This window comes from Amycolatopsis sp. NBC_01286, assembly GCF_035982555.1.
GTDB lineage: Bacteria > Actinomycetota > Actinomycetes > Mycobacteriales > Pseudonocardiaceae > Amycolatopsis.
Genome location: NZ_CP108428.1, coordinates 10,091,125 through 10,114,015, shown reverse-complemented (window position 1 = coordinate 10,114,015; position 22,891 = coordinate 10,091,125). Strand labels below are relative to the sequence as shown.

21 protein-coding genes are annotated in these 22,891 nt (G+C 71.6%); 9 read left to right on the top strand and 12 right to left on the bottom strand.

All coding sequences use genetic code 11. The annotated features are described in order from the left end of the window. Positions 1-212: 212 nt before the first annotated feature. A complete protein-coding gene (gene ppgK, locus OG570_RS45565) occupies positions 213-980 on the bottom strand; it encodes a polyphosphate--glucose phosphotransferase (protein ID WP_371827686.1) in 768 nt (255 codons plus the stop codon). A 64-nt stretch (positions 981-1,044) separates the two neighbouring features. On the opposite strand from ppgK, the gene OG570_RS45560 reads away from it, so the two are divergent. Continuing rightward, the gene (locus tag OG570_RS45560; RefSeq protein WP_326954805.1) at positions 1,045-1,866 is read left to right on the top strand and encodes an inositol monophosphatase family protein; all 822 of its coding nucleotides are present in this window, start codon (positions 1,045-1,047) and stop codon (positions 1,864-1,866) included. 186 nt (positions 1,867-2,052) lie between these two features. Here OG570_RS45560 and cei read toward each other — a convergent pair whose 3' ends face one another. Continuing rightward, positions 2,053-2,736, bottom strand: a complete 684-nt coding sequence (cei, locus tag OG570_RS45555; RefSeq protein WP_247049014.1) for an envelope integrity protein Cei — start codon at positions 2,734-2,736, stop codon at positions 2,053-2,055. A gap of 516 nt (positions 2,737-3,252) precedes the next feature. Between cei and OG570_RS45550 the strand changes: the two genes are divergently transcribed. Next, positions 3,253-3,561 (top strand): DUF4193 domain-containing protein, encoded by a 309-nt coding sequence (locus OG570_RS45550; RefSeq protein WP_086676737.1) that lies wholly within the window; start codon positions 3,253-3,255, stop codon positions 3,559-3,561. 136 nt (positions 3,562-3,697) lie between these two features. On the opposite strand, the gene OG570_RS45545 is transcribed toward OG570_RS45550, so the two are convergent. After that, complete coding sequence (locus OG570_RS45545) at positions 3,698-4,180, bottom strand: DUF3093 domain-containing protein (RefSeq protein WP_326947696.1); 483 nt, start codon at positions 4,178-4,180, stop codon at positions 3,698-3,700. Between the two features lie 24 nt (positions 4,181-4,204). On the opposite strand from OG570_RS45545, the gene dut reads away from it, so the two are divergent. Next, a complete protein-coding gene (gene dut / locus OG570_RS45540) occupies positions 4,205-4,708 on the top strand; it encodes a dUTP diphosphatase (protein ID WP_326947697.1) in 504 nt (167 codons plus the stop codon). Continuing rightward, positions 4,708-5,367, top strand: coding sequence for a DUF3710 domain-containing protein (locus OG570_RS45535; RefSeq protein ID WP_326947698.1), 660 nt, complete (start codon positions 4,708-4,710; stop codon positions 5,365-5,367). The genes dut and OG570_RS45535 overlap by 1 nt, the downstream gene beginning before the upstream one ends. Positions 5,368-5,426: 59 nt before the next feature. On the opposite strand, the gene OG570_RS45530 is transcribed toward OG570_RS45535, so the two are convergent. After that, positions 5,427-6,110, bottom strand: a complete 684-nt coding sequence (locus tag OG570_RS45530; protein ID WP_326960342.1) for an alpha/beta fold hydrolase — start codon at positions 6,108-6,110, stop codon at positions 5,427-5,429. 135 nt (positions 6,111-6,245) lie between these two features. Between OG570_RS45530 and OG570_RS45525 the strand changes: the two genes are divergently transcribed. Together OG570_RS45525 and OG570_RS45520 are read left to right on the top strand one after the other, a co-directional pair. Next, positions 6,246-6,626 carry an OB-fold nucleic acid binding domain-containing protein gene (locus tag OG570_RS45525; RefSeq protein WP_247049018.1) on the top strand — a complete coding sequence of 127 codons (381 nt, stop codon included), beginning with the start codon at positions 6,246-6,248 and terminating at the stop codon, positions 6,624-6,626. 9 nt (positions 6,627-6,635) lie between these two features. After that, on the top strand, positions 6,636-7,358 hold the full coding sequence (locus OG570_RS45520) for a DUF3159 domain-containing protein (protein WP_247049019.1): 723 nt from the start codon (positions 6,636-6,638) through the stop codon (positions 7,356-7,358). A 69-nt stretch (positions 7,359-7,427) separates the two neighbouring features. On the opposite strand, the gene OG570_RS45515 is transcribed toward OG570_RS45520, so the two are convergent. Next, positions 7,428-8,084 carry a potassium channel family protein gene (locus OG570_RS45515; RefSeq protein ID WP_247049020.1) on the bottom strand — a complete coding sequence of 219 codons (657 nt, stop codon included), beginning with the start codon at positions 8,082-8,084 and terminating at the stop codon, positions 7,428-7,430. Then, positions 8,081-8,746, bottom strand: coding sequence for a potassium channel family protein (locus tag OG570_RS45510; RefSeq protein ID WP_247049021.1), 666 nt, complete (start codon positions 8,744-8,746; stop codon positions 8,081-8,083). Before OG570_RS45510 ends, OG570_RS45515 begins: the two co-directional genes overlap by 4 nt. A 147-nt stretch (positions 8,747-8,893) precedes the next feature. Here OG570_RS45510 and OG570_RS45505 point away from each other — a divergent pair, with 147 nt between their 5' ends. Both OG570_RS45505 and OG570_RS45500 read left to right on the top strand, forming a co-directional pair. Beyond that, entirely contained in the window at positions 8,894-10,957 is a 2,064-nt protein-coding gene (locus OG570_RS45505) for an APC family permease (RefSeq protein WP_326947701.1), read from the top strand. Next, positions 10,954-12,141: a class I SAM-dependent RNA methyltransferase gene (locus tag OG570_RS45500; protein WP_326954804.1), complete on the top strand. Its 1,188-nt coding sequence runs from the start codon at positions 10,954-10,956 to the stop codon at positions 12,139-12,141. The genes OG570_RS45505 and OG570_RS45500 overlap by 4 nt, the downstream gene beginning before the upstream one ends. Before the next feature lie 225 nt (positions 12,142-12,366). On the opposite strand, the gene OG570_RS45495 is transcribed toward OG570_RS45500, so the two are convergent. Continuing rightward, positions 12,367-13,836, bottom strand: coding sequence for an aldehyde dehydrogenase family protein (locus tag OG570_RS45495; protein WP_326954803.1), 1,470 nt, complete (start codon positions 13,834-13,836; stop codon positions 12,367-12,369). A 182-nt stretch (positions 13,837-14,018) separates the two neighbouring features. Between OG570_RS45495 and dxs the strand changes: the two genes are divergently transcribed. Next, the gene (dxs, locus tag OG570_RS45490; RefSeq protein WP_326947706.1) at positions 14,019-15,932 is read left to right on the top strand and encodes a 1-deoxy-D-xylulose-5-phosphate synthase; all 1,914 of its coding nucleotides are present in this window, start codon (positions 14,019-14,021) and stop codon (positions 15,930-15,932) included. Positions 15,933-16,012: 80 nt separating this feature from the next. On the opposite strand, the gene OG570_RS45485 is transcribed toward dxs, so the two are convergent. The 5 genes from OG570_RS45485 to OG570_RS45465 are packed head-to-tail and all read right to left on the bottom strand — an operon-like array spanning position 16,013 to position 22,850. Continuing rightward, positions 16,013-17,464, bottom strand: coding sequence for a purine-cytosine permease family protein (locus OG570_RS45485; RefSeq protein WP_326954802.1), 1,452 nt, complete (start codon positions 17,462-17,464; stop codon positions 16,013-16,015). Further along, positions 17,461-18,813, bottom strand: a complete 1,353-nt coding sequence (locus OG570_RS45480) for an aminobutyraldehyde dehydrogenase (RefSeq protein WP_326954801.1) — start codon at positions 18,811-18,813, stop codon at positions 17,461-17,463. The genes OG570_RS45485 and OG570_RS45480 overlap by 4 nt, the downstream gene beginning before the upstream one ends. Next, positions 18,810-20,465, bottom strand: a complete 1,656-nt coding sequence (locus tag OG570_RS45475) for a thiamine pyrophosphate-binding protein (protein ID WP_326954800.1) — start codon at positions 20,463-20,465, stop codon at positions 18,810-18,812. Before OG570_RS45475 ends, OG570_RS45480 begins: the two co-directional genes overlap by 4 nt. Then, positions 20,462-21,406, bottom strand: a complete 945-nt coding sequence (gene speB / locus OG570_RS45470; RefSeq protein WP_326947710.1) for an agmatinase — start codon at positions 21,404-21,406, stop codon at positions 20,462-20,464. Before speB ends, OG570_RS45475 begins: the two co-directional genes overlap by 4 nt. Then, positions 21,399-22,850, bottom strand: a complete 1,452-nt coding sequence (locus OG570_RS45465) for a sodium:solute symporter (RefSeq protein ID WP_326947711.1) — start codon at positions 22,848-22,850, stop codon at positions 21,399-21,401. The genes speB and OG570_RS45465 overlap by 8 nt, the downstream gene beginning before the upstream one ends. Positions 22,851-22,891: the final 41 nt, after the last annotated feature.

The window sequence follows — 22,891 nt, the reverse complement described above, 5'->3', positions numbered from 1 at the left end:
CTTTCGCAGCGGTCGATCATGACGAGCAGCGGACTAGGAGCCACTGCTGCCTCACATTCGGGGAACAGCCTCGGCCTGCGGTTTTGGCCTCCGCAGCCGTGGGCCGTGTTCCATTGTAACGACGGTACGCGCCTGCGTCGCGAAGCGATCACCCTCCGGCCGGCCGGAGGTGTCGAATCGGCGTCGAAACCGACGCCGGCTCCGGCGCCGGTCTAGTGCTGGATGCCCTCGGCCGCGGCGGCCGCGGCCCCGACGATCCCGGCGTTGTTCAGCAGCTTCGCGACCAGCACCGGGGTCCGGATGTCCAGCAGCGGCACCCATTTCTCGGCCTTCTTGCTGACGCCGCCGCCGACGATGAACAGATCCGGCCAGATCAGGTTTTCCAGCACGGTCAGATAACGGTGCACCCGCTTGGACCATTCGGGGTAGGTCAGCCCCTCGTTGTCCTTCACCGACGCGGCCGCGCGCTTCTCCGCGTCGTGGCCGTCGATCTCCAGGTGGCCGAACTCGGTGTTCGGGACGAGCTTGCCGTCCTGGAACACCGCGCTGCCGATGCCGGTGCCGAAGGTCAGCAGCGCCGTGACGCCGGTGCGCGCGACGGGGTCGCCGAAGCGGATCTCCGCCATGCCGGCCGCGTCGGCGTCGTTGAGCATCGCGACCTGGTCGACGCCGACCCCGAGCCGCTTGGCGAACAGCGCGTCGGCGTCGGTGCCGATCCACTGCTTGTCGATGTTGGCCGCGGTGTGCGCGACGCCCTTCTTCACGACCGCCGGCAGGGTCACGCCGACCGGCCCGCCCCAGCCCGCCTGCGCCACGATCTCGGCGACGACGTCCGCCACCGCCGAGGGGGTGGACGGCTTGGGCGTCTCGATCCGGATCCGGTCGCCGATGAGCTGCCCCCGGTCCAGGTCGACCAACGCGCCCTTGATCCCGCTGCCGCCGATGTCGATGCCGAAACCTCGGCGGGTCGCCTCCACCACGGACGTGGTCCCTTCTCGCACGATTCAGAAGCCTGCCTCGGAGACTTTAACCGGATGTGGTGACATGGCGGACGTGGGAGTTGACGAGTCGTTGCTGAAAAGCGTCGCGGTGCAGGTCGCGACGGACGCCGCCGAGCTGGTCCGCGAGGCCTGGGCCGGGATGGCGGCGGGCCGGTCGGTCGCCGTGGACACCAAGTCCGCGGACACCGACGTGGTCACCGCCGTCGACCACGAGTCGGAGCGGCTCGTCCGCGCCCGGCTCGCCGAACTGCGGCCCGGCGAGCCGGTGCTGGGCGAGGAGGGCGGTGGGACGGCGGGTGACGACGGCGTCACGTGGGTCGTCGACCCGATCGACGGCACGGTCAACTTCCTCTACGGCCTGCCGTGGTTCGGCGTGTCCGTCGCCGCGCAGGTCGGCGGGGTGTCGGTGGCCGGCGCCGTCGTCGAGCCGGCGAGCGGGCGGGTGTGGTCGGCCGCGCGCGGCCACGGCGCGTGGCTCGACGGCCGCCGGCTGGGCGTCTCGGCGCCGTCGCGGCTGGAGCTGACGCTCGTCGGGACCGGGTTCGCGTACTCGGCGGAGCGGCGGACGCGGCAGGCGCGGTTCGCGGCGGGGCTGCTCGGGCGGGTGCGCGACATCCGCCGCAACGGCGCGGCGTCGCTCGACCTGTGCGCGGTGGCGGCGGGCTGGCTGGACGCGTACGTCGAGCACGGCCTGCACCGCTGGGACTGGGCCGCGGGCGCGCTGATCGCGTCGGAGGCGGGCGCGACGGTCGTGCTGCCGGGTTCGGCACCGGACCTCGGCGCGGACGCGACGTACGCGGCGGCGCCGTCGATCGCGGAGCCGCTGCGGAAGGCGCTGGGGGAGTGCGGGGCCGCGGACGTCTGAGAGGCCGTTGCGGGGCCCCTGAGGGCCGGACACGCGTGATCGGGAGGGCATCGCGCGTGTCTGGAGAGGCATCACGCGTGATTGGAGGGTCGACTCGCGTGATTGGGCGGTCGACTCGCGTGATTGTGCGGTCGGCTCACGTACCCAGAGGGTCGGGTCGCGTACGCAGGGGGTCGGGTCAGCGGGTCAGCACTGGACGTCGCGGGCCGAGGCCAGCAGGGTCTGGTCGATGACCGGGGCCTGGGCGCCCGCGGACTGCTCGTTGCCGCCGCCGCCCTGGTGGGCCTTGGACCACTCGGCGAGCTGGGTGAGGACCTGGCGGGCCTCGGCGCGCGGGCGGATGTCGCCGAAGTTGGTGCCGGTGACGAGGTCGACGCTGGCGTCCTTGCGGTTGTCCTGGACCAGCTCGGCGCAGGGCACCACCAGGCCGAGCGTGCGGGCCGCGGTGATGCCGTTCTCGCCGAAGCGGATCTGGCCGCGGCACTTCGCTTCGCGGTTCTCGTAGGCGGGGTCGTTGGCCGGCTCGCCGGTGTTGGTGAACCCGAGCTCGTGCAGCGCCGTCGTCGTGATGCTGCCCTGACCGCGCGTGCTCGACGCGTTGAGGACCTTCACCGCGACCTTGTCCGGCGGCACCGGCGCGCGGTCGTCGAGGGCGTTGTGGGGGAGTGTGCTGAACGTGACACCCGGCGGCGGGCTGGCCTGCGGGTCGCACCGGACGGCCTCGTCGACGTCGCCCTTGCCGACCGCGGCGTTGATCCAGACGATGATCGCGCCGAGCGCCAGCACGCCGATGACGATCAGCGCCGGCAGTGGCTTGTGCCTGCGGTACGGCCGCGCCGCACGGTCCCCGATGCCGTTCCCCGACGCCACCTGCCCGTCCCTTCCCGAACCCAGAACCCGACGGCAGCTCGTCGGCACCGTCGTGGCCGATCAGCCTAGGCGCTGCGACCCGCGTGCGCGGGTCCGGGTCACCCCGCCGGTTTCCCGGGCGCCGCCGTGGTCCCGGGCGCCGCCCGGAGGCCTGTCCCCGTGCGGCGATCGCACCACGCGGGGGTCGGCCGGGGCAAGCGGACACGGGCCCCCCGTGAGGTTCTCCACCCGGGGGCAACCCGAATGGACGACAACGCGTCTTACCTGCGGGTTCCCCCTGTCGGGTGACGAATCCCCGGCAATGTCTGACTCGTTGCAGAAGCCGCGAAGGCGTGAGCTACCCTTCCCGGGCTCCGGCCGCAGGACGAGGCCCAAAACGAGAGAGACCTCGGTCACTCCGGCCGTCGGGCACAAACAGCGGCCCTGGAACGTTGACCAGCGGCACGGCGGACTCGCGGGCGCACCCGAGGGTCCGGGAAAACGACTACACAAGCTGATCGCAGGGGTGAGGGACACATGGCTACCGACTACGACGCTCCGCGCCGCAGCGAAGCCGACGAGCTGGCCGAAGACTCGTTGGAGGAGCTCAAGGCCCGGCGGAACGAGAACCAGTCCGGCGTCGTCGACGTCGACGAGGACGCGACCGCCGAGAACTTCGAGCTTCCGGGTGCCGACCTCTCCGGGCTTTCCGGTGAGGACATGACCGTGAAGGTGGTGCCGAAGCAGGCGGACGAGTTCACCTGCTCCGTGTGCTTCCTGGTGCACCACCGCAGCAGGCTGGCCGAGGAGAGCGGTGGACGCCTGATCTGCCGCGACTGCGCCTGAGGGCGCGGGAGCTCGGACCAGGGTTCGGGACGAACAGACGCGACGGAGAGCCCTGAGGGATCAAGGGAGGGCTCGAAGCGCGCTGGGGACAAGGGGGCCGGCCGGCAGGCCGGCCCCCTTCCACGTCTCCGGGCGGTCAGGCGCCCTTGAGCAGCTCGGCGACGCGCTCCGGGTGCCGGGTGCTGAACAGCCAGTACGGCGTCGGGTCCGCGGGGTCGGTGAGCCGGATCCGCACGGCCGGGCCGACCCAGCCGCGGTGCAGCACGTACGCCGCGGGGTCGCCGTCGCGGCCGAGCGCCTTGCGCTTGGCGTCCTTGTCGAAGATCTCCACCTCGCCGACGTAGCGCAGCGGCAGGTGCGCGTCGCCCACCCACAGCTCGGGCTCGTCACCGCCGGTGACGCGGATCCGGGACTTGCCGAGCGACAGCAGCAGCGCCACCACCACCGGCAACGCGATCACGTACGGCAGCCAGGCCCGGATCCCCGGGTACCCGAGGTCGATCTCGGCCGCCAGGAGGATCGCGCCCAGGACCGGCAGCGGCCAGCCCCACCACGGGACGTAGAGCCGCTCGGAGTGCCGGACCGCGGCGCTCGAGGCCGTCTTCGCTGATTCACCCACGGGTAGAGAGTAATCTCGCCGCCCGTGTCCAGCGTTCAGGTACTCCTCTCCCGGCTCGACCCGGATGTCCCGCTGCCCGCCTACGCCCGACCGGGCGACGCGGGCGCCGATCTCGTCACGACCTCGGATATCGTGCTCGAACCCGGGGAACGCGGGGTGGTCGGCACCGGTGTCGCGATCGCGCTCCCCCCGGGTTTCGCGGGGTTCGTCCACCCCCGCTCGGGCCTGGCCGCCCGGGTCGGTCTCTCGGTGGTCAACACCCCGGGCACGATCGACGCGGGCTACCGCGGTGAGATCAAGGTCTGCCTGATCAACCACGACCCGGTGCACCCGGTGAAGCTCACCCGCGGGGACCGCATCGCCCAGCTGGTCGTGCAGCGGGTCGAACACGCCGAGTTCGTCGAGGTCGCCGAGCTCGACGCGACCGAACGGGGCGCCGGCGGCTACGGCTCCACGGGCGGACACGCCACACTGGGAGCAGACGCGCTCGCGGCGAGCGCCGTGGCTGGGGAAGGAACGGAGAAGTAGTGGGGATTTTCGGACGCAAGCGGCGGACCGAGGGCGGGTCCGCGGGACGGCACGCCGCGCCCGATGCCGACGACACGATCGAGGACGACGAGTTCAGCGAGGACTCCGAGCTGTCGGACGTCTCCGACGGCCCGTTCGACGTCGCGGACTTCGAGGACGACGGCGTCCCGCGGATCGACCTCGGCTCGGTGAAGGTGCCGGTGCCCGACGGGTCGCAGGTCCAGGTCGAGATGGACCCGGAGACCAGCGGCGTGCGGGCCGTGCACGTCGTCACCGAGCAGGGCCAGATCACGGTCAGCGCGTACGCCGCGCCGCGCACCGGCGGGCTGTGGCGGGAGGTCAGCACCGAGCTGGCCGACCAGCTGCGGGCCGACGGCGCCAAGGTCAACATCGGCCGCGGCGCGTGGGGCCTGGAGATCTCGGCCATCGTCGGCGACGTCTCGCTGCGCTTCGTCGGCATCGACCGGCCGCGCTGGATGCTGCGCGGCGTCATCGCCGGGCCGCAGTCGGAGGCCGCGGCGGCGGTGGAGGTGCTGCGCGACATCGTCCGCCGCACGATCGTCGACCGCGGTGACGCGCCGATGCCGGTCCGGACGCCGCTGACCATCACGCTCCCCGAGGCGGTCGCGGAGCACATCGCCGCCCAGCAACAGGGCTGACCGCTCGGCAAAAGCCGTGAAGGCCCCCTTACCGGCCATAAGAGCCGGGAAGGGGGCCTTCACGGCTTTTCGAGGGCCCGCAGGAAGGCGAGCACCGTCGCGCGGCCCAGTGACTCGCGGTCGGCGCCCAGCGCGGCCAGGGTCGTCTCGCCCAGCGACGCTCGAGGGAGGGTCGCGGCCCACTCGGATGCGACTTTCGTCGGGTGTATCGGGTCGTCGGTGCACGTGCCGACGCCCGCGGGCACCTTCAGCGCCGCCAGCTCGGCCAGTGACGGCGCCGGGCGGGCCGCCGCGACGCGCAGGCTCGCCGCCAGGCCGTCGCCGTGGCGGCGCCAGGCGCGGTCCAGTTCCGCTCGCAGCCAGTCCGGGCTGCCGGCGGTCTGCGCCAGTGCGCCGTCGACCCCGGAACGGGCCACCAGATCCGCCGACAGCGACGCGGCGAGCGACGCGGGTGCTAGGCCCGGAGCCCCGTTCCAGGCCGGGAGCGCGGCCAGCAGGCCCCCGCAACGGCCGGGATTGCGCACGGCCCACTCCGCGGCCAGGTGGGCGCCGAACGAAATGCCGCCTACGAGCAGTTCGCCGTGTTCGTCCGCCAGCGCGTCGAGGATCGCCAGGTAGCCGTCGGCCAGCGTCGCCCCCGGTGGCGGCGCCGGCGTGAGGAGCGGGACGCCGAGGGCGCGCAGCGGGCCGGCGAAGACGGCGCGGACGAACACCTCGTCGGAGCCGGTGCCGGGCAGCAGCACGGCGGCGGGAGCGGGGATTGCGGACGTCACGTTGCGATCTTTGCGCAAAGGCGTTTCCCTGACGGGGACCGCAGTACGCTGGAAACGTTCGGGCCGCAAAGACCAAGTCGGGGGCCCCGGAGCACAGGAGCACCTATGTCCGCCAAAGACGGCGGCTACTTCAGCCGGTTGGTTCGCAAGCTGACCAGCGACGTCGAGGATCTCGACGCCGACGAGATGTCGATGAGGTCGGACGCCGAAGGCGCGCAGCGCGCCTGCGACTGCCGCTCCGGCGAAGAGGTCACCGTGCTGGGGAGACTCCGCAGTGTCGAGCTCTGCCCGACCAACGAAGCCGCCACGCTCGAGGCGGAGCTGTTCGACGGGACACAGGGCGTGACGCTAATCTGGCTCGGCCGCCGCCGGATCGCGGGCATCGAACCGGGCCGGACGATCAAGGTGCGCGGCCGGATGGCCACCCGTGACGGCCAGAAGGTGCTGTACAACCCCTATTACGAACTCCAGAGCCCAGTGAGTTGATCACCTATCGTGACTGATCCCGCCCCGAGCGAGAAGAAGACCGAAGACGCGGATGAACCGCAGCCGACCCTGCTCGAGCAGATGGGCGGCGTGTCCGGCCTGATCTACTCGTCGCTGCCGGTGATCGTGTTCGTCCTGGCGAACTCCTTCTTCGGCCTGACCGCGGCCATCTGGACCTCGATCGGCAGCGCGGTGGCCATCACCGTGCTGCGGCTGGTGCGCAAGGAGCCGCTGCAGCCGGCGATCTCCGGGTTCTTCGGCGTCGCCATCGCGGCGTTCATCGCCTACCGCACCGGGTCCGCGAAGGGGTTCTTCCTCTTCGGGATCTACGCGAGCCTCGTCTACTGCGGCATCTTCGTGCTGTCGGTGGTGGTGCGCTACCCGATCGCGGGCGTCGTCTGGAACATGCTCAACGGCACCGGCCAGGCGTGGCGCAAGGACAAGCCGTCCCGCTACGGCTACGACGTCGCCACGCTGGCCATGGCGGCGATCTTCGCCGCCCGGTTCGTCGTGCAGCGGTGGCTCTACCAGGAGGACTACACCGGCTGGCTGGCCTTCGCGAAGATCGCCATGGGCTACCCGCTCTACGCGCTGGGCCTGCTGGTGGTCGTCTGGGCGGTGCGCCGGTCCGACAAGCGGCTCAAGGCCATGGCCGAGGACGAGCCGGCCCCGGAGACCGACGCCGAGGTCGAAGCCCGGCTCCGCGAAAAGTACGCGGCCCCCGAGGCCTGAAGTTCCCGAAAGCCGTGAAGGCCTCCTTACCGGCCATAAGAGCCGGTAAGGAGGCCTTCACGGCTTTTGTCAGTAGCCCAGGGCCGTGCGGATCTCCGGCTCGACGTCGGACGTCGCCACGAACAGCAGCTCGTCGCCCGGCTCGAGCGGGTCCTCCGGCTGCGGCACGATCACGCGGTCGCCGCGCAGGATGGTCACCAGCGCCGCGTCGCGGGGCAGGTCCAGCTCGCTCACCGGCTTCCCGGCCAGCGGCGTCTCCTCCGGGAGGGTGAGCTCCACGAGGTTCGCGTTGCTCTGCCGGAACGTCATCAGCCGCACGAGGTCGCCGACGCTGACCGCCTCTTCGACCATCGCCGCGAGCATCCGCGGGGTCGACACCGCGACGTCGACGCCCCAGGCGTCGGTGAAGAGCCACTCGTTGGCCGGGTTGTTCACCCGGGCCACGACGCGCTTCACCGCGAACTCGGTCTTCGCCAGCAGCGACACCACGAGGTTGGCCTTGTCGTCGCCGGTCGCCGCGATCACGACGTCGCACTGCTCGATCCCGGACTCCTCCAGGATCGACACCTCGCAGGCGTCGCCGAGCACCCAGTCGGCCTGCTCGACGGTGTGCGGCTCGAACTGGTCGGCCTCCCGCTCGATGAGCATCACCTGGTGCCTGCCGTCGATCAGCTCGGCGGCGATGGACCGGCCCACGGCGCCCGCACCGGCAATCGCGACCCTCATGCCTCGTCCTCCGGTTCGCGGTTGGCCACGCTGCCCACGTCGCTGACGGTGCCGGAGCGCGCGGCCACCCACACGTCGTCGTCGGCCTGCAGCACGGTCTTGGGTTCCGGCAGCACGGCGGTGCCGAAGCGCATGATGAACGCGACCCGCGCGCCGCTCGCCTCCTGCAGGGACTTCACGGAGTGCCCGACCCAGCCCTCGTGCAGCGGCAGCTGCAGGATCGCGACGTTGCCCGACGGGTCCCGCCACGCCGACGCGACGCCGTCCGGCAGCAGGGTGCGCAGGAACCGGTCGGTGGTCCACGGCACGGTCGCCACCGTCGGGATGCCGAGCCGCTCGTAGACGGCGGCGCGCTTGTGGTCGTAGATCCGCGCCACGACGTGCTCGATGCCGAAGTTCTCGCGCGCGACCCGCGCCGAGATGATGTTCGAGTTGTCGCCGCTGGACACCGCGGCGAACGCGCCGGCCCGCTCGATCCCGGCCGAGATCAGCACCTTGCGGTCGAACCCGACCCCGACGACCTGCTGGCCGTGGAAGTCGCTGCCCAGCCTGCGGAACGCCTGCTGGTTCTTGTCGATGACGGCCACCTCGTGGCCGAGCCGCTCCAGCGCAGCGGCCAGGGACGCGCCGACCCGGCCGCATCCCATGATCACCACGTGCACGCCCTGCCTCCTCATTCGGCGGTTTCCCGTCCGTACCTACCCCGACATGCCAGCGCCGAACCTACCCTGCGCCCCGCCGGTCAGCTCCACCGTCCTCCCCGCCACCGCCCTCGACGGAGAAGCGCCGCTCCGCTGTACTGTCCGGTGGTGTCGAAGTTCCCGACCGTGCTGAAACGCCTGGTCCTCGGACGTCCGTTCCGCAGTGACAGGCTCGCTCACACGCTCCTGCCGAAGCGCATCGCGCTGCCTATCTTCGCGTCCGACGCGCTCTCGAGCGTGGCGTACGCGCCCGAAGAGATCTTCCTGACGCTCAGCGTCGCGGGGCTGTCCGCGTACGCGCTGGCGCCGTGGATCGGCATCATGGTCGCGCTGGTGATGCTCGTCGTCGTCGCGTCCTACCGGCAGAACGTGCACGCCTACCCGAGCGGCGGCGGTGACTACGAGGTCGCCAACACGAACCTGGGCGGCAAGTTCGGGCTGACCGTCGCGAGCGCGCTGCTCGTCGACTACGTCCTCACGGTCGCGGTGTCCACTTCGTCCGGTGTGGCCAACATCGGGTCCGCTGTCCCGTGGGTCGCCGAGCACAAGGTGCTGGCGTCCATCGTGATCGTCTCGGTGCTCACGGCGTTGAACCTGCGGGGCATCCGCGAGTCGGGCAAGGCCTTCGCGATCCCGACGTACGGGTTCATCATCGGCATCATGATCATGGTCGTCTGGGGCCTGTTCCAGGCGGCGACCGGCACCCAGATGAAGGCCGAGAGCGCCGGGTTCACGCTGAGCGCCGAAGGATCCTTCGCGGGTGTCGCGTACGCGTTCCTGGTGCTGCGGGCGTTCTCCTCCGGCGCCGCGGCGCTGACCGGGGTCGAGGCGATCAGCAACGGCGTCCCGGCGTTCCAGAAACCCAAGTCGAAGAACGCGGCCACCACGCTGCTGATGATGGGCCTGCTCGCCGTCACCATGCTGGTCGGCATCATCACGCTCGCCACGATCACCGACGTCAAGTTCGCCGAGGACCCGGCGGAGCAGCTCGCCGGCGCGCCCGCGGGCTACCAGCAGAAGACGATCGTCGCGCAGATCGCGCACGCGGTGTTCGCGGACTTCCCGCCGGCGTTCTACTACATCTCCTTCTCCACCGGCATCATCCTGCTGCTGGCCGCGAACACCGCGTTCAACGGTTTCCCGGTGCTGGGCTCGATCCTGGCGCAGGACCGCTACCTGCCGCGGCAGCTGCACACCCGCGGCGACCGGCTCGCGTTCTCCAACGGGATCCTGTTCCTGGCGGCGTTCGCGCTGGTGCTGATCATCGCCTTCGACGCCGAGGTGACCCGGCTGATCCAGCTGTACATCGTGGGTGTGTTCGTGTCGTTCACGGTGAGCCAGGCGGGCATGATCCGGCACTGGAACCGGTTGCTGGCCAAGGAAACCGACCCCGCCAAGCGGCGGCGGATGCGGCGCTCGCAGACGGTCAACGCGGTCGGCCTCACCTGCACCGGCGTCGTGCTGGTGATCGTGCTGATCACGAAGTTCCTGCTGGGCGCGTGGATCGCGATCGCCGCGATGATCGCGATCTTCGTGCTGATGACCGCGATCCGGAAGCACTACGACCGCGTCGCCGACGAGCTCAAGGACCTCGGCGACACCCCGACCGTGCTGCCGTCGCGCAACCACGCGATCGTCCTGGTGTCCAAACTGCACCGGCCGACCCTGCGCGCGCTGGCCTACGCCAAGGCGATGCGCCCGGACGTCCTCGAAGCCGTCACGGTCAACGTGGACGACGCGGACACCCGCCGGCTCACCGCCGAATGGGACGCGCACAACTTCAAGGTGCCGCTGAAGGTCGTCGAATCGCCCTACCGCGAGATCACGAAACCGGTGCTGGACTACGTGAAGCGCGTGCGCGGTGACAACCCGCGCAACGTCGTCACCGTGTTCATCCCGGAGTACGTGGTCGGTCACTGGTGGGAGCAGGTGCTGCACAACCAGAGCGCGCTGCGGCTCAAGGGCCGTCTGCTGTTCCAGTCCGGCGTGATCGTGGCGAGCGTGCCGTGGCAGCTGGAGTCCTCGGCCAAGGCGGCCGCGCGCGTCCGGAACGAACGGCCCGCCGCGGGCGACGTCCGGCGCGGGTTCTCACCCGGCGGCGTCCCGCCCGTCACCCCCGTCTCGAAGCCCGTTTCCAAGCCCGTCGCGAAACCCAAGGAGCCCGCTGAATGACGTCCTGGCAAGGCCGAGTACTCGAGGTGGAGGTCGGTGCGGTCGCGCACGGCGGCCACTGCGTGGCCCGCGCCGACGGACGGGTGGTGTTCGTCCGGCACGCGCTGCCCGGCGAGCACGTGCGCGTCGAGGTCACCGAGGACAACGGCGGCTCGTTCTGCCGTGGCGACGCGGTCGAGGTGCTCAAGCCGTCACCGGACCGCGTCACACCGCCGTGCCCGCTCGCCGCGCCCGGCGCGTGCGGCGGCTGCGACTGGCAGCACGCGTCGCCGTCGTACCAGCGTGAGCTGAAGGCCGCGGTGGTCGCGGAGCAGCTGCAGCGGCTGGCCGGCATCGAGCGCGAGGTCGTCGTCGAAGCCCTCGACGGCGGGGTGCTGGACTGGCGCAGCCGCGTCCGGCTGGTCGCCGGGCGGGACGGGCGCGCGGGCCTGCGCGCCCACCACAGCCACCGCGTGGTGGCCCTGGAGAACTGCCCGATCGCGGTCCCGGGCGAGCTCGAAGACGTCCTCGCGCGGCGCTGGCGGCCGGGCAGCGAGCTGGAGGTGACCAGCGACGGCGACGGCCGCACCCACGTCCGCGAGCTGTCGACGGTGCGCGGCAAGGTCCGCGCCCGGCAGCTGTCGGGCGGCGTGGCGGTGCAGCACGCCGCGGGCCGCGACTGGCGCCTCGACGCGCACGGCTTCTGGCAGGTCCACCCGGCGGCGGCGTCCACCTTGGCCGCGGTCGTGGCGGAGTGGGCGGAAGCGCCGGCGGGCGGATCGGCCTGGGACCTCTACGCGGGCGTCGGGCTGTTCGCGTCGGTGCTGGCCTCGCAGGTCGGCGAATCCGGGAGGGTGCTGGCGATCGAGTCGGGCCGCCGCGCGGTCACCGACGGCCAGCACAACCTCGCGGACCTGCCGCAGGTGTCGTGGCAGGCCGGGCGGGTGGAGGACGTGCTGTCCGCGGCGGACAAGCCCGTCGACGTCGTCGTCCTGGACCCGCCCCGCAAGGGCGCGGGCAAGGCGGTGGTGGAGTCGATCGTGGCCGGCCAGCCGGACCGCGTCGTGTACGTCGCCTGCGACCCGGCGGCCCTGGCCCGCGACCTCGCGACTTTCACGTCGCACGGCTACGCGCTGACGGCGCTGCGCGCGTTCGACGCGTTCCCGATGACGCACCACGTGGAGTGCGTGGCGCTGCTGTCCTGAGTTTTGCCGGTGGTGGTCGTCACACTGTCCCGGTGACCGTTCTCGACGCTTTCGACCGCGCTGCGGCGATGGTGGCCGGCCTGGTCACCGCGTGAAGGTGGCCGTTGGGTGAGGTGCTGGGGAGTTCCTGGTCCACATGCGCGTGAACGAGTACCTGGCCCACGGCTGGCTTTCCGGTCACCTTCCGCGGCTGGGCCGTTCGGTGGATCCCGATCGGGCGACAGCTCAGCCCGCGAACCAGCGCTGCGGCGCCGGGCGCAGGTTCTGGTAGATGTGCTTCGTCTCGGTGTACTCGCCCAAGCCCGCCGGGCCCAGCTCGCGGCCGAAGCCGGACTGCTTGTAGCCGCCCCACTCGGCCTGCGGCAGGTACGGGTGGAAGTCGTTGATCCACACCGTGCCGTGGCGCAGCCGGCCCGCGACGCGCTGCGCCCGCCCGGCGTCCTGCGTGAACACCGCGCCGGCCAGGCCGTAGTGGGTGTCGTTGGCGATGCGGACGGCGTCGTCCTCGTCGGTGAACGTCTCGACCGTCAGCACCGGCCCGAACGACTCGTCGACGACCGCCGACGAGCCCTGTTCCACCTGGTCCAGGATGGTCGGGAGGTAGTAGAAGCCGTCGGCCAGCGCCGGATCCGCAGGCCGGCGGCCGCCCGTGCGCAGCACCGCGCCCTCGGCCAGCGCCGCCGCCACGTACTTCTCGATCTTGTCGCGGTGGGCCGCCGAGATCAGCGGGCCGGTTTCCGCCTGCGAGTCGAACGGCCCGCCGAGGCGGATCCGCTCCGCCCGGCGCACCAGCTCGGCGACGAACTCGTCGTGCCACTCGCGCTGCACGATCAGCCGCGCGCCGGCCGAGCAGACCTGGCCGGAGTGCAGGAACACCGCGGTCAGCGCGTAGTCGACCGCCGTCTCGAAGTCGGCGTCGGCGAAGACCACGTTCGGGTTCTTGCCGCCCAGCTCCAGGGCCACTTTCTTGACCGTGGCGGCCGCCGCCGCGGCGATGGTCCGGCCGGTCGCCAGGCCACCGGTGAACGACACCAGGTCGACGTCCGGGTGCTCGGCCAGCGGCGCGCCGACCTCCGCACCGGCGCCGAGCACCAGGTTCGCGACGCCGTGCGGCAGGCCCGCCTCGGTGAGCAGCTTCAGGAACAGGATCGCCGTGTGCGGCGTCAGCTCGCTGGGCTTGAGCACGAACGTGTTGCCCGCGGCCAGCGCGGGTGCGATCTTCCACACGGTCTGCAACAGCGGGTAGTTCCACGGCGTGATCAGCCCGCAGACGCCGACCGGTTCGTGCACGATCCGGCTGAAGGCGTCCGGGTTGCCGGTGTCGACGACGCGGCCCGCGTCCTGGGCCGCGAGCTTGCCGAAGTACCGCAGGCAGGCGGCGATGTCGGCCATGTCGTAGCGGCTCTCGACCAGGCGCTTGCCGGTGTCGAGCGACTCGGCCCTGGCGAACGCCTCGGCGTCGCGGTCGAGCAGGTCGGCGGTACGCAACAGCAGGTCACCGCGCAGGTGCGCGGGCGTGCCGGGCCACGGCCCGGTGTCGAACGCGCGCCGCGCCGCGGCGATGGCGGCCTCGGTGTCCGCGGCGGTGCCCTCGGCGACCGTCGCGACCGGGGTGCCGTCGGCCGGGCAGCGGATTTCGCGCCGCCCGCCGGCCACCGCGTCCACCCAGTCGCCGCCGATGAAGAAGTCCGCCATGCCGCCCATTCTCGTGGCCACGCGGCGTAACCGCCACAGCAGCGCGGGGAGACGAGGTTCACCCCGCGTGATGACGGGTGGTCGCGCTCCGCCTGTGACGCCGGACGCGGCGGGCGGAACCTCGGTGGCGGGTCTCCGTAGACTGGCCGGAACGTGGTCGTGGATGAGCGAGGTGGAGACGAGTGACGATGCTGGAGTCCGTCAGCGGACCGGCGGACCTGAAGCGCATGAGTGTCGAGGACCTCGGCGAACTGGCGGCCGAGATCCGGGACTTCCTCGTCGACAAGGTCCGCAGGGCCGGCGGGCACCTGGGGCCGAACCTCGGCGTCGTCGAGATGACACTGGCCCTGCACCGCGTGTTCGACTCGCCGCGCGACGCGATCGTCTGGGACGTCGGGCACCAGGCCTACGTCCACAAGATCGTCACCGGCCGCGCCGAGGGTTTCGACAAGCTGCGCCAGACCGGCGGCGTCACCGGCTACCCGTCGCGCGCCGAGAGCGAGCACGACTGGGTCGAGAGCAGCCACGCCTCCTCGGCACTGTCCTATGTGGACGGCCTGGCGAAGGCGTTCGCGCTGGGCGACGACGAGCGGCACGCGGTCGCCGTCGTCGGCGACGGCGCGCTCACCGGCGGCATGTGCTGGGAAGCGCTCAACAACATCGCCGCGCACCGGGACCGCCCGGTCGTGATCGTCATCAACGACAACGGCCGGTCCTACTCGCCGACCATCGGCGGGCTCGCCGACCACCTCGCCGCGCTGCGCCTGCAACCCGGGTACGAGCGCCTGCTCGACGGCGGCCGCGAGCTCCTCAAGCACACCCCCGTCGTCGGCAAGCCGATCTACGCCGCCCTGCACGCCGCGAAGGCCGGCCTGAAGGACGCGCTGAGCCCGCAGGCGATGTTCTCCGACCTCGGCCTGAAGTACCTCGGCCCGGTCGACGGCCACGACTTCGCCGCGCTGGAGAAGGCGTTCCAGAGCGCGAAGGCGTTCGGCGGCGCGGTGATCGTGCACGTGGTCACCGAGAAGGGCCACGGCTACGCGCCCGCGGTCAACAACGAGCACGACCAGATGCACCAGACCGACCCGATCGACCCGGAGACCGGCCTGCCGCCGGTGAAGGGCCCCAGCTGGACCGGCGTGTTCGGCGACGAGCTGGCGAAGATCGGCGCCGATCGCGACGACGTCGTCGCGATCACCGCGGCGATGCTGCGCTCGACCGGGCTGGACAAGTTCGCCGAGGCGTTCCCGGACCGCTGGTACGACGTCGGCATCGCCGAGCAGCACGCCGTCACCTCGGCCGCCGGCCTCGCCATGGGCGGGCTGCACCCGGTCGTCGCGATCTACTCGACGTTCCTCAACCGCGCGTTCGACCAGGTCCTGATGGACGTCGCGCTGCACCGCCTGCCGGTGACGCTGGTGCTGGACCGCGCCGGGATCACCGGGCCGGACGGCCCGAGCCACCACGGCATGTGGGACCTGTCGCTGCTGGGCATGGTGCCCGGCATGCGCGTCGCCGCGCCGCGCGACCCGGCCACGCTGCGCGAGGAGCTGCGCGAAGCGGTGGCGGTGGCCGACGGCCCGACCGCGCTGCGGTTCTCCAAGGGCAAGGTCGGCACGGACGTCACCGCCGTCGAGCGGCTCGGCACGGTCGACGTGCTGCGCCGCCCGAAGGAGGGCGCCGACGTCCTGCTGGTCACGGTGGGCGCGTTCGCCACGCTCGGCTTGGCCGCCGCGGCCCGGCTGGCCGACCAGGGCATCGGCGTCACGGTCGTCGACCCGCGCTGGGTGCTGCCGGTGCCCGCGGAGCTGGTTGCGCTGGCCGAGCAGCACAAGCTGGTGGTGACGGTCGAGGACAGCGGCCGCCACGGCGGCTTCGGCTCGGCCCTGGCGGCGGTCTTCCGCGACGCCGAGTGCGACGTCCCGCTGCGCGACCTGGCCGTCCCGCAGACGTTCCACGACCTGGGCAGCCGCGACGAGGTCCTGACCCGCATCGGCCTCACTGCCCAGGACGTCGCCCGCCGGGTGACGGAGTGGGCGTCGGGCCGCATCGGCGCACCCGCGGAACGGTCCGAGAAGAGCGCCGACCGCAGCTGAGTGTAAAGCCGTGAAGGCCTCCTTACCGGCCATAAGAGACGGTAAGGAGGCCTTCACGGCTTTACCGCCGACCTCGCGGGTCAGGCCTCGGCGGGGACCGCAGGGATGGTTGCCGGGGCGGGCGCCGACGCGAAGACCTCCGCCGGTTCCGGGAAGAGCTTCACCAGCGCCGGGTACGCGATTGCCGCGGTGCCCAGCGTCACCAGCAGGCTGATGTCGACGCCGCCCGCGATGTTGCGTAGCGGGCCGGCGATCATCGGGGTGTTCGCGCACAGCAGGCCCAGCGCCGTTGCCGGGATCCAGGCCGCCATTGCGCGCCAGTTCACCCCGCGGGTGAACCAGTAGCGTCCGCCGCGGCGGCCCTCGTTGAAGACCTGCAGGTCGGCGACGTCGTAGAAGCCGCGTCGTTGGACGAAGCCGATCATCATGATCACCATCCACGGCGAGGTGCACAGCACGATCAGCGTGGCGAACGCGTTGATGCTGGACACCATGTCGAGCGCGAAGTTGCCGACGAAGATGAACACCACGCTGAGCGTGCCGATCAGCAGTGTCGCCTGGACCCGCGAGAGCCGCGGGAAGATCGAGCTGAAGTCCAGCCCCGTGCCGTAGAGCGACGTCGTGCCCGTCGACAGGCCGCCGATCAGCGCCACCACGATGAGCGGGATCGCGTACCAGAGCGGGGAAATCGCCGTCAGGCCGGTGATGTAGTCGGCCGGGTCGGCGACCAGCGTGGCCGTCGCGATGCCGAAGCCGAACGGCAGCAGCGTCGCCACCTGCGCGAGGAACGGTGCCGCCAGCAGGGAGCGTTTGCTGTGGTGGGAAGGGATGTAGCGGGACCAGTCGCCGAGGAACGCGCCGAACGAGATCGGGTTGGCCAGGGCCGTGACCACCGCGAGGATGAACGTCGGCCCGAACGTGCCCAGCGCGTACGTGCCCGTGCCGCTGAATCCCGGGTCGAACGTGCCGCCGTAGGCGAGGACGCCCAGCAGCATGATCACCGTGCCGAGGACCACCGCGACCCGGTTGACCAGCAGCATGAACCGGTAGCCGTAGATGCAGACGACGAGCGTCGCGATCGCGATGACGCCGTACGCGACCGCCCGCAGCACGGCGCCGCCGTCGAAGCCGAAGAGCCGTTGCGCGGCGCCGGCGACGGCGTCGCCGCTGACCCAGACCGAGATCGCGAAGAACGTGATCGCGGTCAGCAGCGACAGGAACGAGCCGACGCACCGGCCGACGACGCCGAAGTGCGCGCCGGACGACACCGCGTTGTTCGTGCGGGTGCGCGGGCCGAACAACGCCATCGGGGCGAGGACGAGCCCGCCGAGCACCACGCCGATCGCCGTCGCCGCCAGCGCGGCCCGGAAGCTCAGGCCGTAGGCGATCGGCAGCGTGCCGAGGATGATCGTGGCGAACGTGTTCGCGCCGCCGAACGCCATCCGGAACAGGTCACGCGGGCGCGAAGTCTGTTCCTCCGGCGGGATCGGCGCGATCCCGTGCTGCTCGACCTCGGTGATCCCGCCGCTCACGCGAACCGCGTCATCACGTGCTTGACGCGGGTGTACTCGGCGAAGGCGTACGCCGACAGGTCCTTGCCGTGCCCCGAGTGGCCGAAGCCGCCGTGCGGCATCTCGGCGACCAGCGGGCCGTGCGTGTTGACCCACACGCAGCCGAAGTCCAGCTCGGCCGAGACGCGCGCGGCGATCGCGAGGTCCCGCGTCCAGACCGACGACGCCAGCCCGTACGGCACGCCGTTGGCCAGCGCGACACCCTCGTCTTCGTCCGAAAAGGACTGAACGGTGACGACCGGCCCGAAGATCTCCTCCTGGACGATCTCGTCGTCCTGACGCAGCCCGGAAACCACCGTGGGGGAGAAGTAGAACCCGCGGTCGCCGTGCTGAACCCCGCCGGTTTCGACGCGGGCGTGCGACGGTAGCCGCTCGAGCAGACCCCGGACGCGGTCGAACTGCGCGCGGCTGTTGAGCGGGCCGAAGTCGACGCCCGGTGTCTGCGCGGCGGCGGCCTTGGTCAGCTCCGCGACGAAGTCGTCGTGGATCGAGGCGTGCACCAGCACCCGGCTGCCCGCGGTGCAGTCCTGCCCGGCGTTGTAGAACGCGGCGCCCACGATGCCTTCGGCCGTCGAGGCGAGGTCGACGTCGGGGAAGACCAGCAGCGGCGCGTTGCCGCCCAGCTCCAGGTGGGTGCGCTTGAGGTCGGCGGCCGCCATGGTGGCGACGTCGATGCCCGCCCGCGTCGACCCGGTGATCGAGACCAGAGCCGTGATCGGGTGCTTGACCAGGGCGCGGCCGGTGTCGCGGTCGCCGGTCAGGACCGTGAACGCACCCGAAGGCAGGAACTCGGCGGCGACCTCGGCCAGCAGCACGGCCGTCGACGGGGTCGTCTCGGCGGGCTTGAGCACCACGGTGTTCCCCGCGGCCAGGGCCGGGGCGATCTTCCAGATCGCCATCATCAGCGGGTAGTTCCACGGCGCGATCTGCGCGCAGACCCCGACCGGCTCGCGGCGGATGACCGACGTGTGGCCGGCCGTGTACTCCCCGGCCGCGGTGCCTTCCAGCTGCCGCGCGGCGCCCGCGAAGAACCGCAGGGCGCTGACGCACTCCGGGATCTCCTCCTCCAGCACGACGGACCGGATCTTGCCCGTCTCGCGCACTTCCAGGTCGGCGAACTCCGCCGCACGCGCTTCCAGCGCGTCCGCGATCTTCAGGAGGGCGAGCTGCCGCTGCGCCGGGGTGCTGCGCCGCCACACCTTGAACGCCCGCGCGGCCGATTCGAGAGCGTTGTCCACATCGGACTGCGTGGCGATCGGGCTGGTGCCGAACACTTCGCCGGTCGCCGGGTCGGTCAGGTCGAGCGTCATGACTGCTCCAGGTGGGTTGGCTCGAACATCTTCAGCAGGGCGGGCAGGACCACGACGGACGGCCCCGGCGTGCGCAACGCCTCGGCGAGATCGGCGCCGACGGTGTCCAAAGTGGACAATCGAGCGGCGACGCCGAAAGATTGCGCCAGCGCCACGAAGTCGGGCCGGGCCAGCTCGGTGGCCGTCGACTGCCCGAAGGCGCCGGTGAGGTACTCGCGGAGGATGCCGTACCCGCCGTCGTCGACGATCAGCCACGTGACGTCCAGGCCGTGCTGGACGGCGGTGGCCAGCTCGGCGACGCTGTACATCGCGCCGCCGTCGCCGGACACGGCCAGCGTGGGCCCGCCGGTCGCGGCGGCGCCGCCGAGCGCGCCGGGCAGGCCGTAGCCCAGCCCGCCCGCGCCCTGCGCCGTGTGGATCGGCGCGCCCTCGGGGTTCCACACCGACCAGGCCCAGTACGCGGCGATCGTCATGTCCCAGTACGTCTGCGTGCCGTCGGGGACGGCCGCGCGGACGTCGTCGACGAGCTTGCGTTCGACGGCCAGATCCTGACCGTCCAAACGCGACTGCACCCGTGACAGCAAGGAAGCGACCGCCGCTTCCGCCCGGCCGTCCGAACGCCGCATCGGCACCCACTCCAGCAGCGCCTGCAGCGTGAGCCGGACGTCGGCGTGGATGCCCAGGCCCGGGTAGTTCGACTCCAGCTTGCCCAGGTCGGCCTCGACCTGGATCACACGCCCCCGCGGGGCGAACTCGCGGTAGTTGCTGGACAGCTCGCCGAGCCCGGAGCCCAGCACGAGCAGCACGTCGGCGTCGGCGAGGAACTCCGTGCTGTGCCAGTCCTCCAGCCACGACTGCCCGGACAGCTCGTGGTCCCAGCCGAAGACGCCCTTGCCGCCGAAGGTCGACAGCACGGGCGCGCGCAGGGCTTCGGCGAGCGCCTCCAGCTCGGCGTGGGCGCCGGACCGCAGCGCGCCGCCACCGGCCAGGATCACCGGATTCGACGCCGCGGCCAGCAGATCCGCCGCCGCGGTGACCAGCTCGGGCAGCGGCGCCAGGGGAGCGGGCGCGGCGGCTACCGACGTGATCGGCGGGACCCCGGCCGGGCCGAGCAGCACGTCCTGGGGGATCTCGACCCACACCGGCCCGTACGGCGCGGTCGAGGCCGACGTCCAGGCTTCGCGCAGGGCCGAAGGGATCTGGCTCGCGCGACGCACGACGTGCACCGACTTCACGACGCCCGCGAAGCTGGCCTGCTGGTCCGGCAGCTCGTGCAGGTACCCGTGCCGGCCGCCGCCGAGGCCGGCCACCGGGATCTGGCTGGAGATCCCGAGCACCGGCACCGACGCCGCGCGGGACTCCTGCAGGGAAGCCAGCGTCAGCAGTGCGCCCGGGCCGGTGGAGACGACGAGCGGCGTCACCGGGACCGGCCCGTCCGGGTTCGCCGCGAGCCGCGCGCGGGCGTGCCCGTCGGCCGCGAAGGCGAGGTTGTTCTCGACGCGCCCGCTGATCACGCGCAGGTCGTCGGCGCGCCGCAGGGCCTCGAACAGGCCCAGTGCGTGCTGGCCCGGCAGGCCGAAGACCGTGTCGGCGCCCAGGGCGCGCAGCGTCTCGACGACGACGTCGCCGCCGATGCGTTCGGTGTCCGTCATGCGCTCTTCCCCAAGGTCAGCAGGCTCACCAGGTCGTAGGCGACGTGGGAGGCCGCGATGGCGGTGATCTCGGCGTGATCGTAAGCGGGGGCCAGTTCGACGACGTCGGCTCCGATCAGGTTGAGGTCGCGCAGCCCGCGCAGGATCTCCAGCAGCTCGCGGCTGGTCATCCCACCGGCTTCGGGGGTGCCCGTGCCGGGGGCGTGGGCCGGGTCGAGGACGTCGATGTCGACGGAGACGTACAGCGGCCGGTCGCCGATCCGCTGCCGCAGCGCGTCCACGGTCTCGTCGACACCCCGGCGCATGACGTCGCCGGAGGTGACGATGCCGAAGCCGAGGCGGCGGTCCTCTTCGAGGTCCCGCTTGCCGTACAACGGCCCGCGCGTGCCGACGTGCGACAGCGCGCTCGTGTCGAGGATGCCTTCCTCCGACGCCCGCCGGAACGGGGTGCCGTGGGTGTAGGGCTCGCCGAAGTAGGTGTCCCAGGTGTCGAGGTGCGCGTCGAAGTGCAGCAGCGCCACCGGTCCGTGGCGCTTGGCCGCCGCGCGCAGCAGCGGCAGCGCGATCGTGTGGTCGCCGCCGACGGTCACCAGCCGCGTCCCGTTCGCCTGCAGCGCCTCGGCTTCCTGCTGCAGGACCTCGATCGCCTCGCCGATGTTGAACGGGTTGACGGCGATGTCACCCGCGTCCACCACCTGCATCTCGGCGAACGGCGAGACGTCCAGCTCCGGGTGGTAGGGCCGCAGCAGCCGGCTCGCCTCGCGGACGGCGGCCGGGCCGAACCGCGCGCCGGGCCGGTAGGACACCCCGGAGTCGAAGGGCACCCCGACGACGGCGACGTCGGCGTGGGGGACCTGGTCGATCCGCGGCAGCCGCGCGAAGGTGGCGAACCCGGCGAACCGGGGGATCCGCGACGAGTCGAGCGGTCCGACGTTAGGCACTGGCAGGCTCCTGTTCGCGGGTCGGGACGGACGTGTCTTCGCCGTTGAGACGGCGGGTCCAGGTGGTCAGGATCGAGTCGGCCGTGCGGGGCGTGGCGAAGCTGACGGCCAGGTAGACCAGCAGGCTCGCGCCCAGTCCCCAGTAGATCGGGGTGTTGGCCTCGACGCCGTCGATGATCATGAACGTCACCACGGACACCGTGCCCGCGATCATCGAGGCGTACGCGCCCTGGCGGGTGCCGCGCTTCCAGAACAGCGCGCCGACGATCGCCACCAGCAGGCCGCCGACGAGGATGTCGTAGGCGATGGTGAGCGCGTTGACGACGTCGTCGACGATCATCGCGATGCCGATCGCGACCAGGCCGAGCACGAGCGTGGTGATCCGGTTGCGGCGGACCTCGCCGGTTTCGCTGTTCTTCAGGCCCAGCTTGGTCAGCAGGTCCGACGTCGTGGTGGTGGCGCAGGCGATGAGCGCGCCGCTGGCGGTCGACATCATCGCCGAGAGCGCGGCGGCCAGCACCAGCCCGCGGACGCCGGTCGGCAGCAGGCGTTCGACGATCGTCGCGAAGGCGTCCTGCGCGCTGCCGAGGTCCGGGTAGAGCGCGTGGGCGGCCATCCCGATCAGCGCGCCGGCGACGCCGTAGACCAGGCAGTAGACGCCGGAGGTGATGCCGCCGGACGTCGCGATCGCCGGCGTGCGGGCGGTGAACACGCGCTGCCAGATGTCCTGGCCGATGAGCAGGCCAAAGGTGTAGATCACGAAGTACGTGACGATCGTGTCCGTGCCGATCGAGGTGAAGCTGAAGAAGCTCGCGTCGAGCTTCTCGCTCATGCCGCTGAAGCCGCCGGCGGAGCTGATCGCGACCGGCAGCAGGATCGCCAGGATGCCGATGGTCTTGATGACGAACTGGGCGATGTCGGTGAGCGTGATCGACCACATGCCGCCGAGCACCGAGTAGAGCACCACGATCGCGCCGCCGACGGCGATGCCCGCCCAGTTCGGCAGGTCGAACAGCACCTTGAAGATGGTGGCGAAGGCCAGCGTCGAGGTCACCGTGAGCATCAGGGTGTAGCCCCACATCACGACGCCGGACACCGCGCTGGTGTTGCCGCCGTAACGCAGGTCGAGCATCTCGCCGACGGTGTAGACCTTGAGCCGCACCAGCCGCCGCGCGAACACCGCGTGCAGCACCAGGATGCCGACGCCGATGGAGAGCACCAGCCAGGCGCCCGAGATGCCGTAGGTGTAGCCGAGCTTCACGCCGCCGACGGTCGACGCGCCGCCGAGCACGACGGCCGACATCGTGCCGGAGTACATGAACCAGCCCAGCCGCCGCCCGGCGACGAGGTAGTCGGACTTCGTCTTCGCGAGCCGGAGGCCGTACCAGCCGACCCCGAGCATCCCCGCGATGTAGAGCGCGATGACCACATAGTCCCCGGTCACGGCGGTCCTCCTTACCTCTTCGGGTGGTGTTCGGGTCACCG

Coding starts and splice junctions, on each gene's coding strand:
- OG570_RS45560 (WP_326954805.1), top strand. CDS start 1,045: ATGGCGGACGTGGGAGTTGACGAGTCGTTGCTGAAAAGCGTCGCGGTG.
- OG570_RS45550 (WP_086676737.1), top strand. CDS start 3,253: ATGGCTACCGACTACGACGCTCCGCGCCGCAGCGAAGCCGACGAGCTG.
- OG570_RS45525 (WP_247049018.1), top strand. CDS start 6,246: ATGTCCGCCAAAGACGGCGGCTACTTCAGCCGGTTGGTTCGCAAGCTG.
- OG570_RS45515 (WP_247049020.1), bottom strand. CDS start 8,084: ATGAGGGTCGCGATTGCCGGTGCGGGCGCCGTGGGCCGGTCCATCGCC.
- OG570_RS45500 (WP_326954804.1), top strand. CDS start 10,954: ATGACGTCCTGGCAAGGCCGAGTACTCGAGGTGGAGGTCGGTGCGGTC.
- OG570_RS45495 (WP_326954803.1), bottom strand. CDS start 13,836: ATGGCGGACTTCTTCATCGGCGGCGACTGGGTGGACGCGGTGGCCGGC.
- OG570_RS45480 (WP_326954801.1), bottom strand. CDS start 18,813: ATGACGCTCGACCTGACCGACCCGGCGACCGGCGAAGTGTTCGGCACC.
- OG570_RS45475 (WP_326954800.1), bottom strand. CDS start 20,465: ATGACGGACACCGAACGCATCGGCGGCGACGTCGTCGTCGAGACGCTG.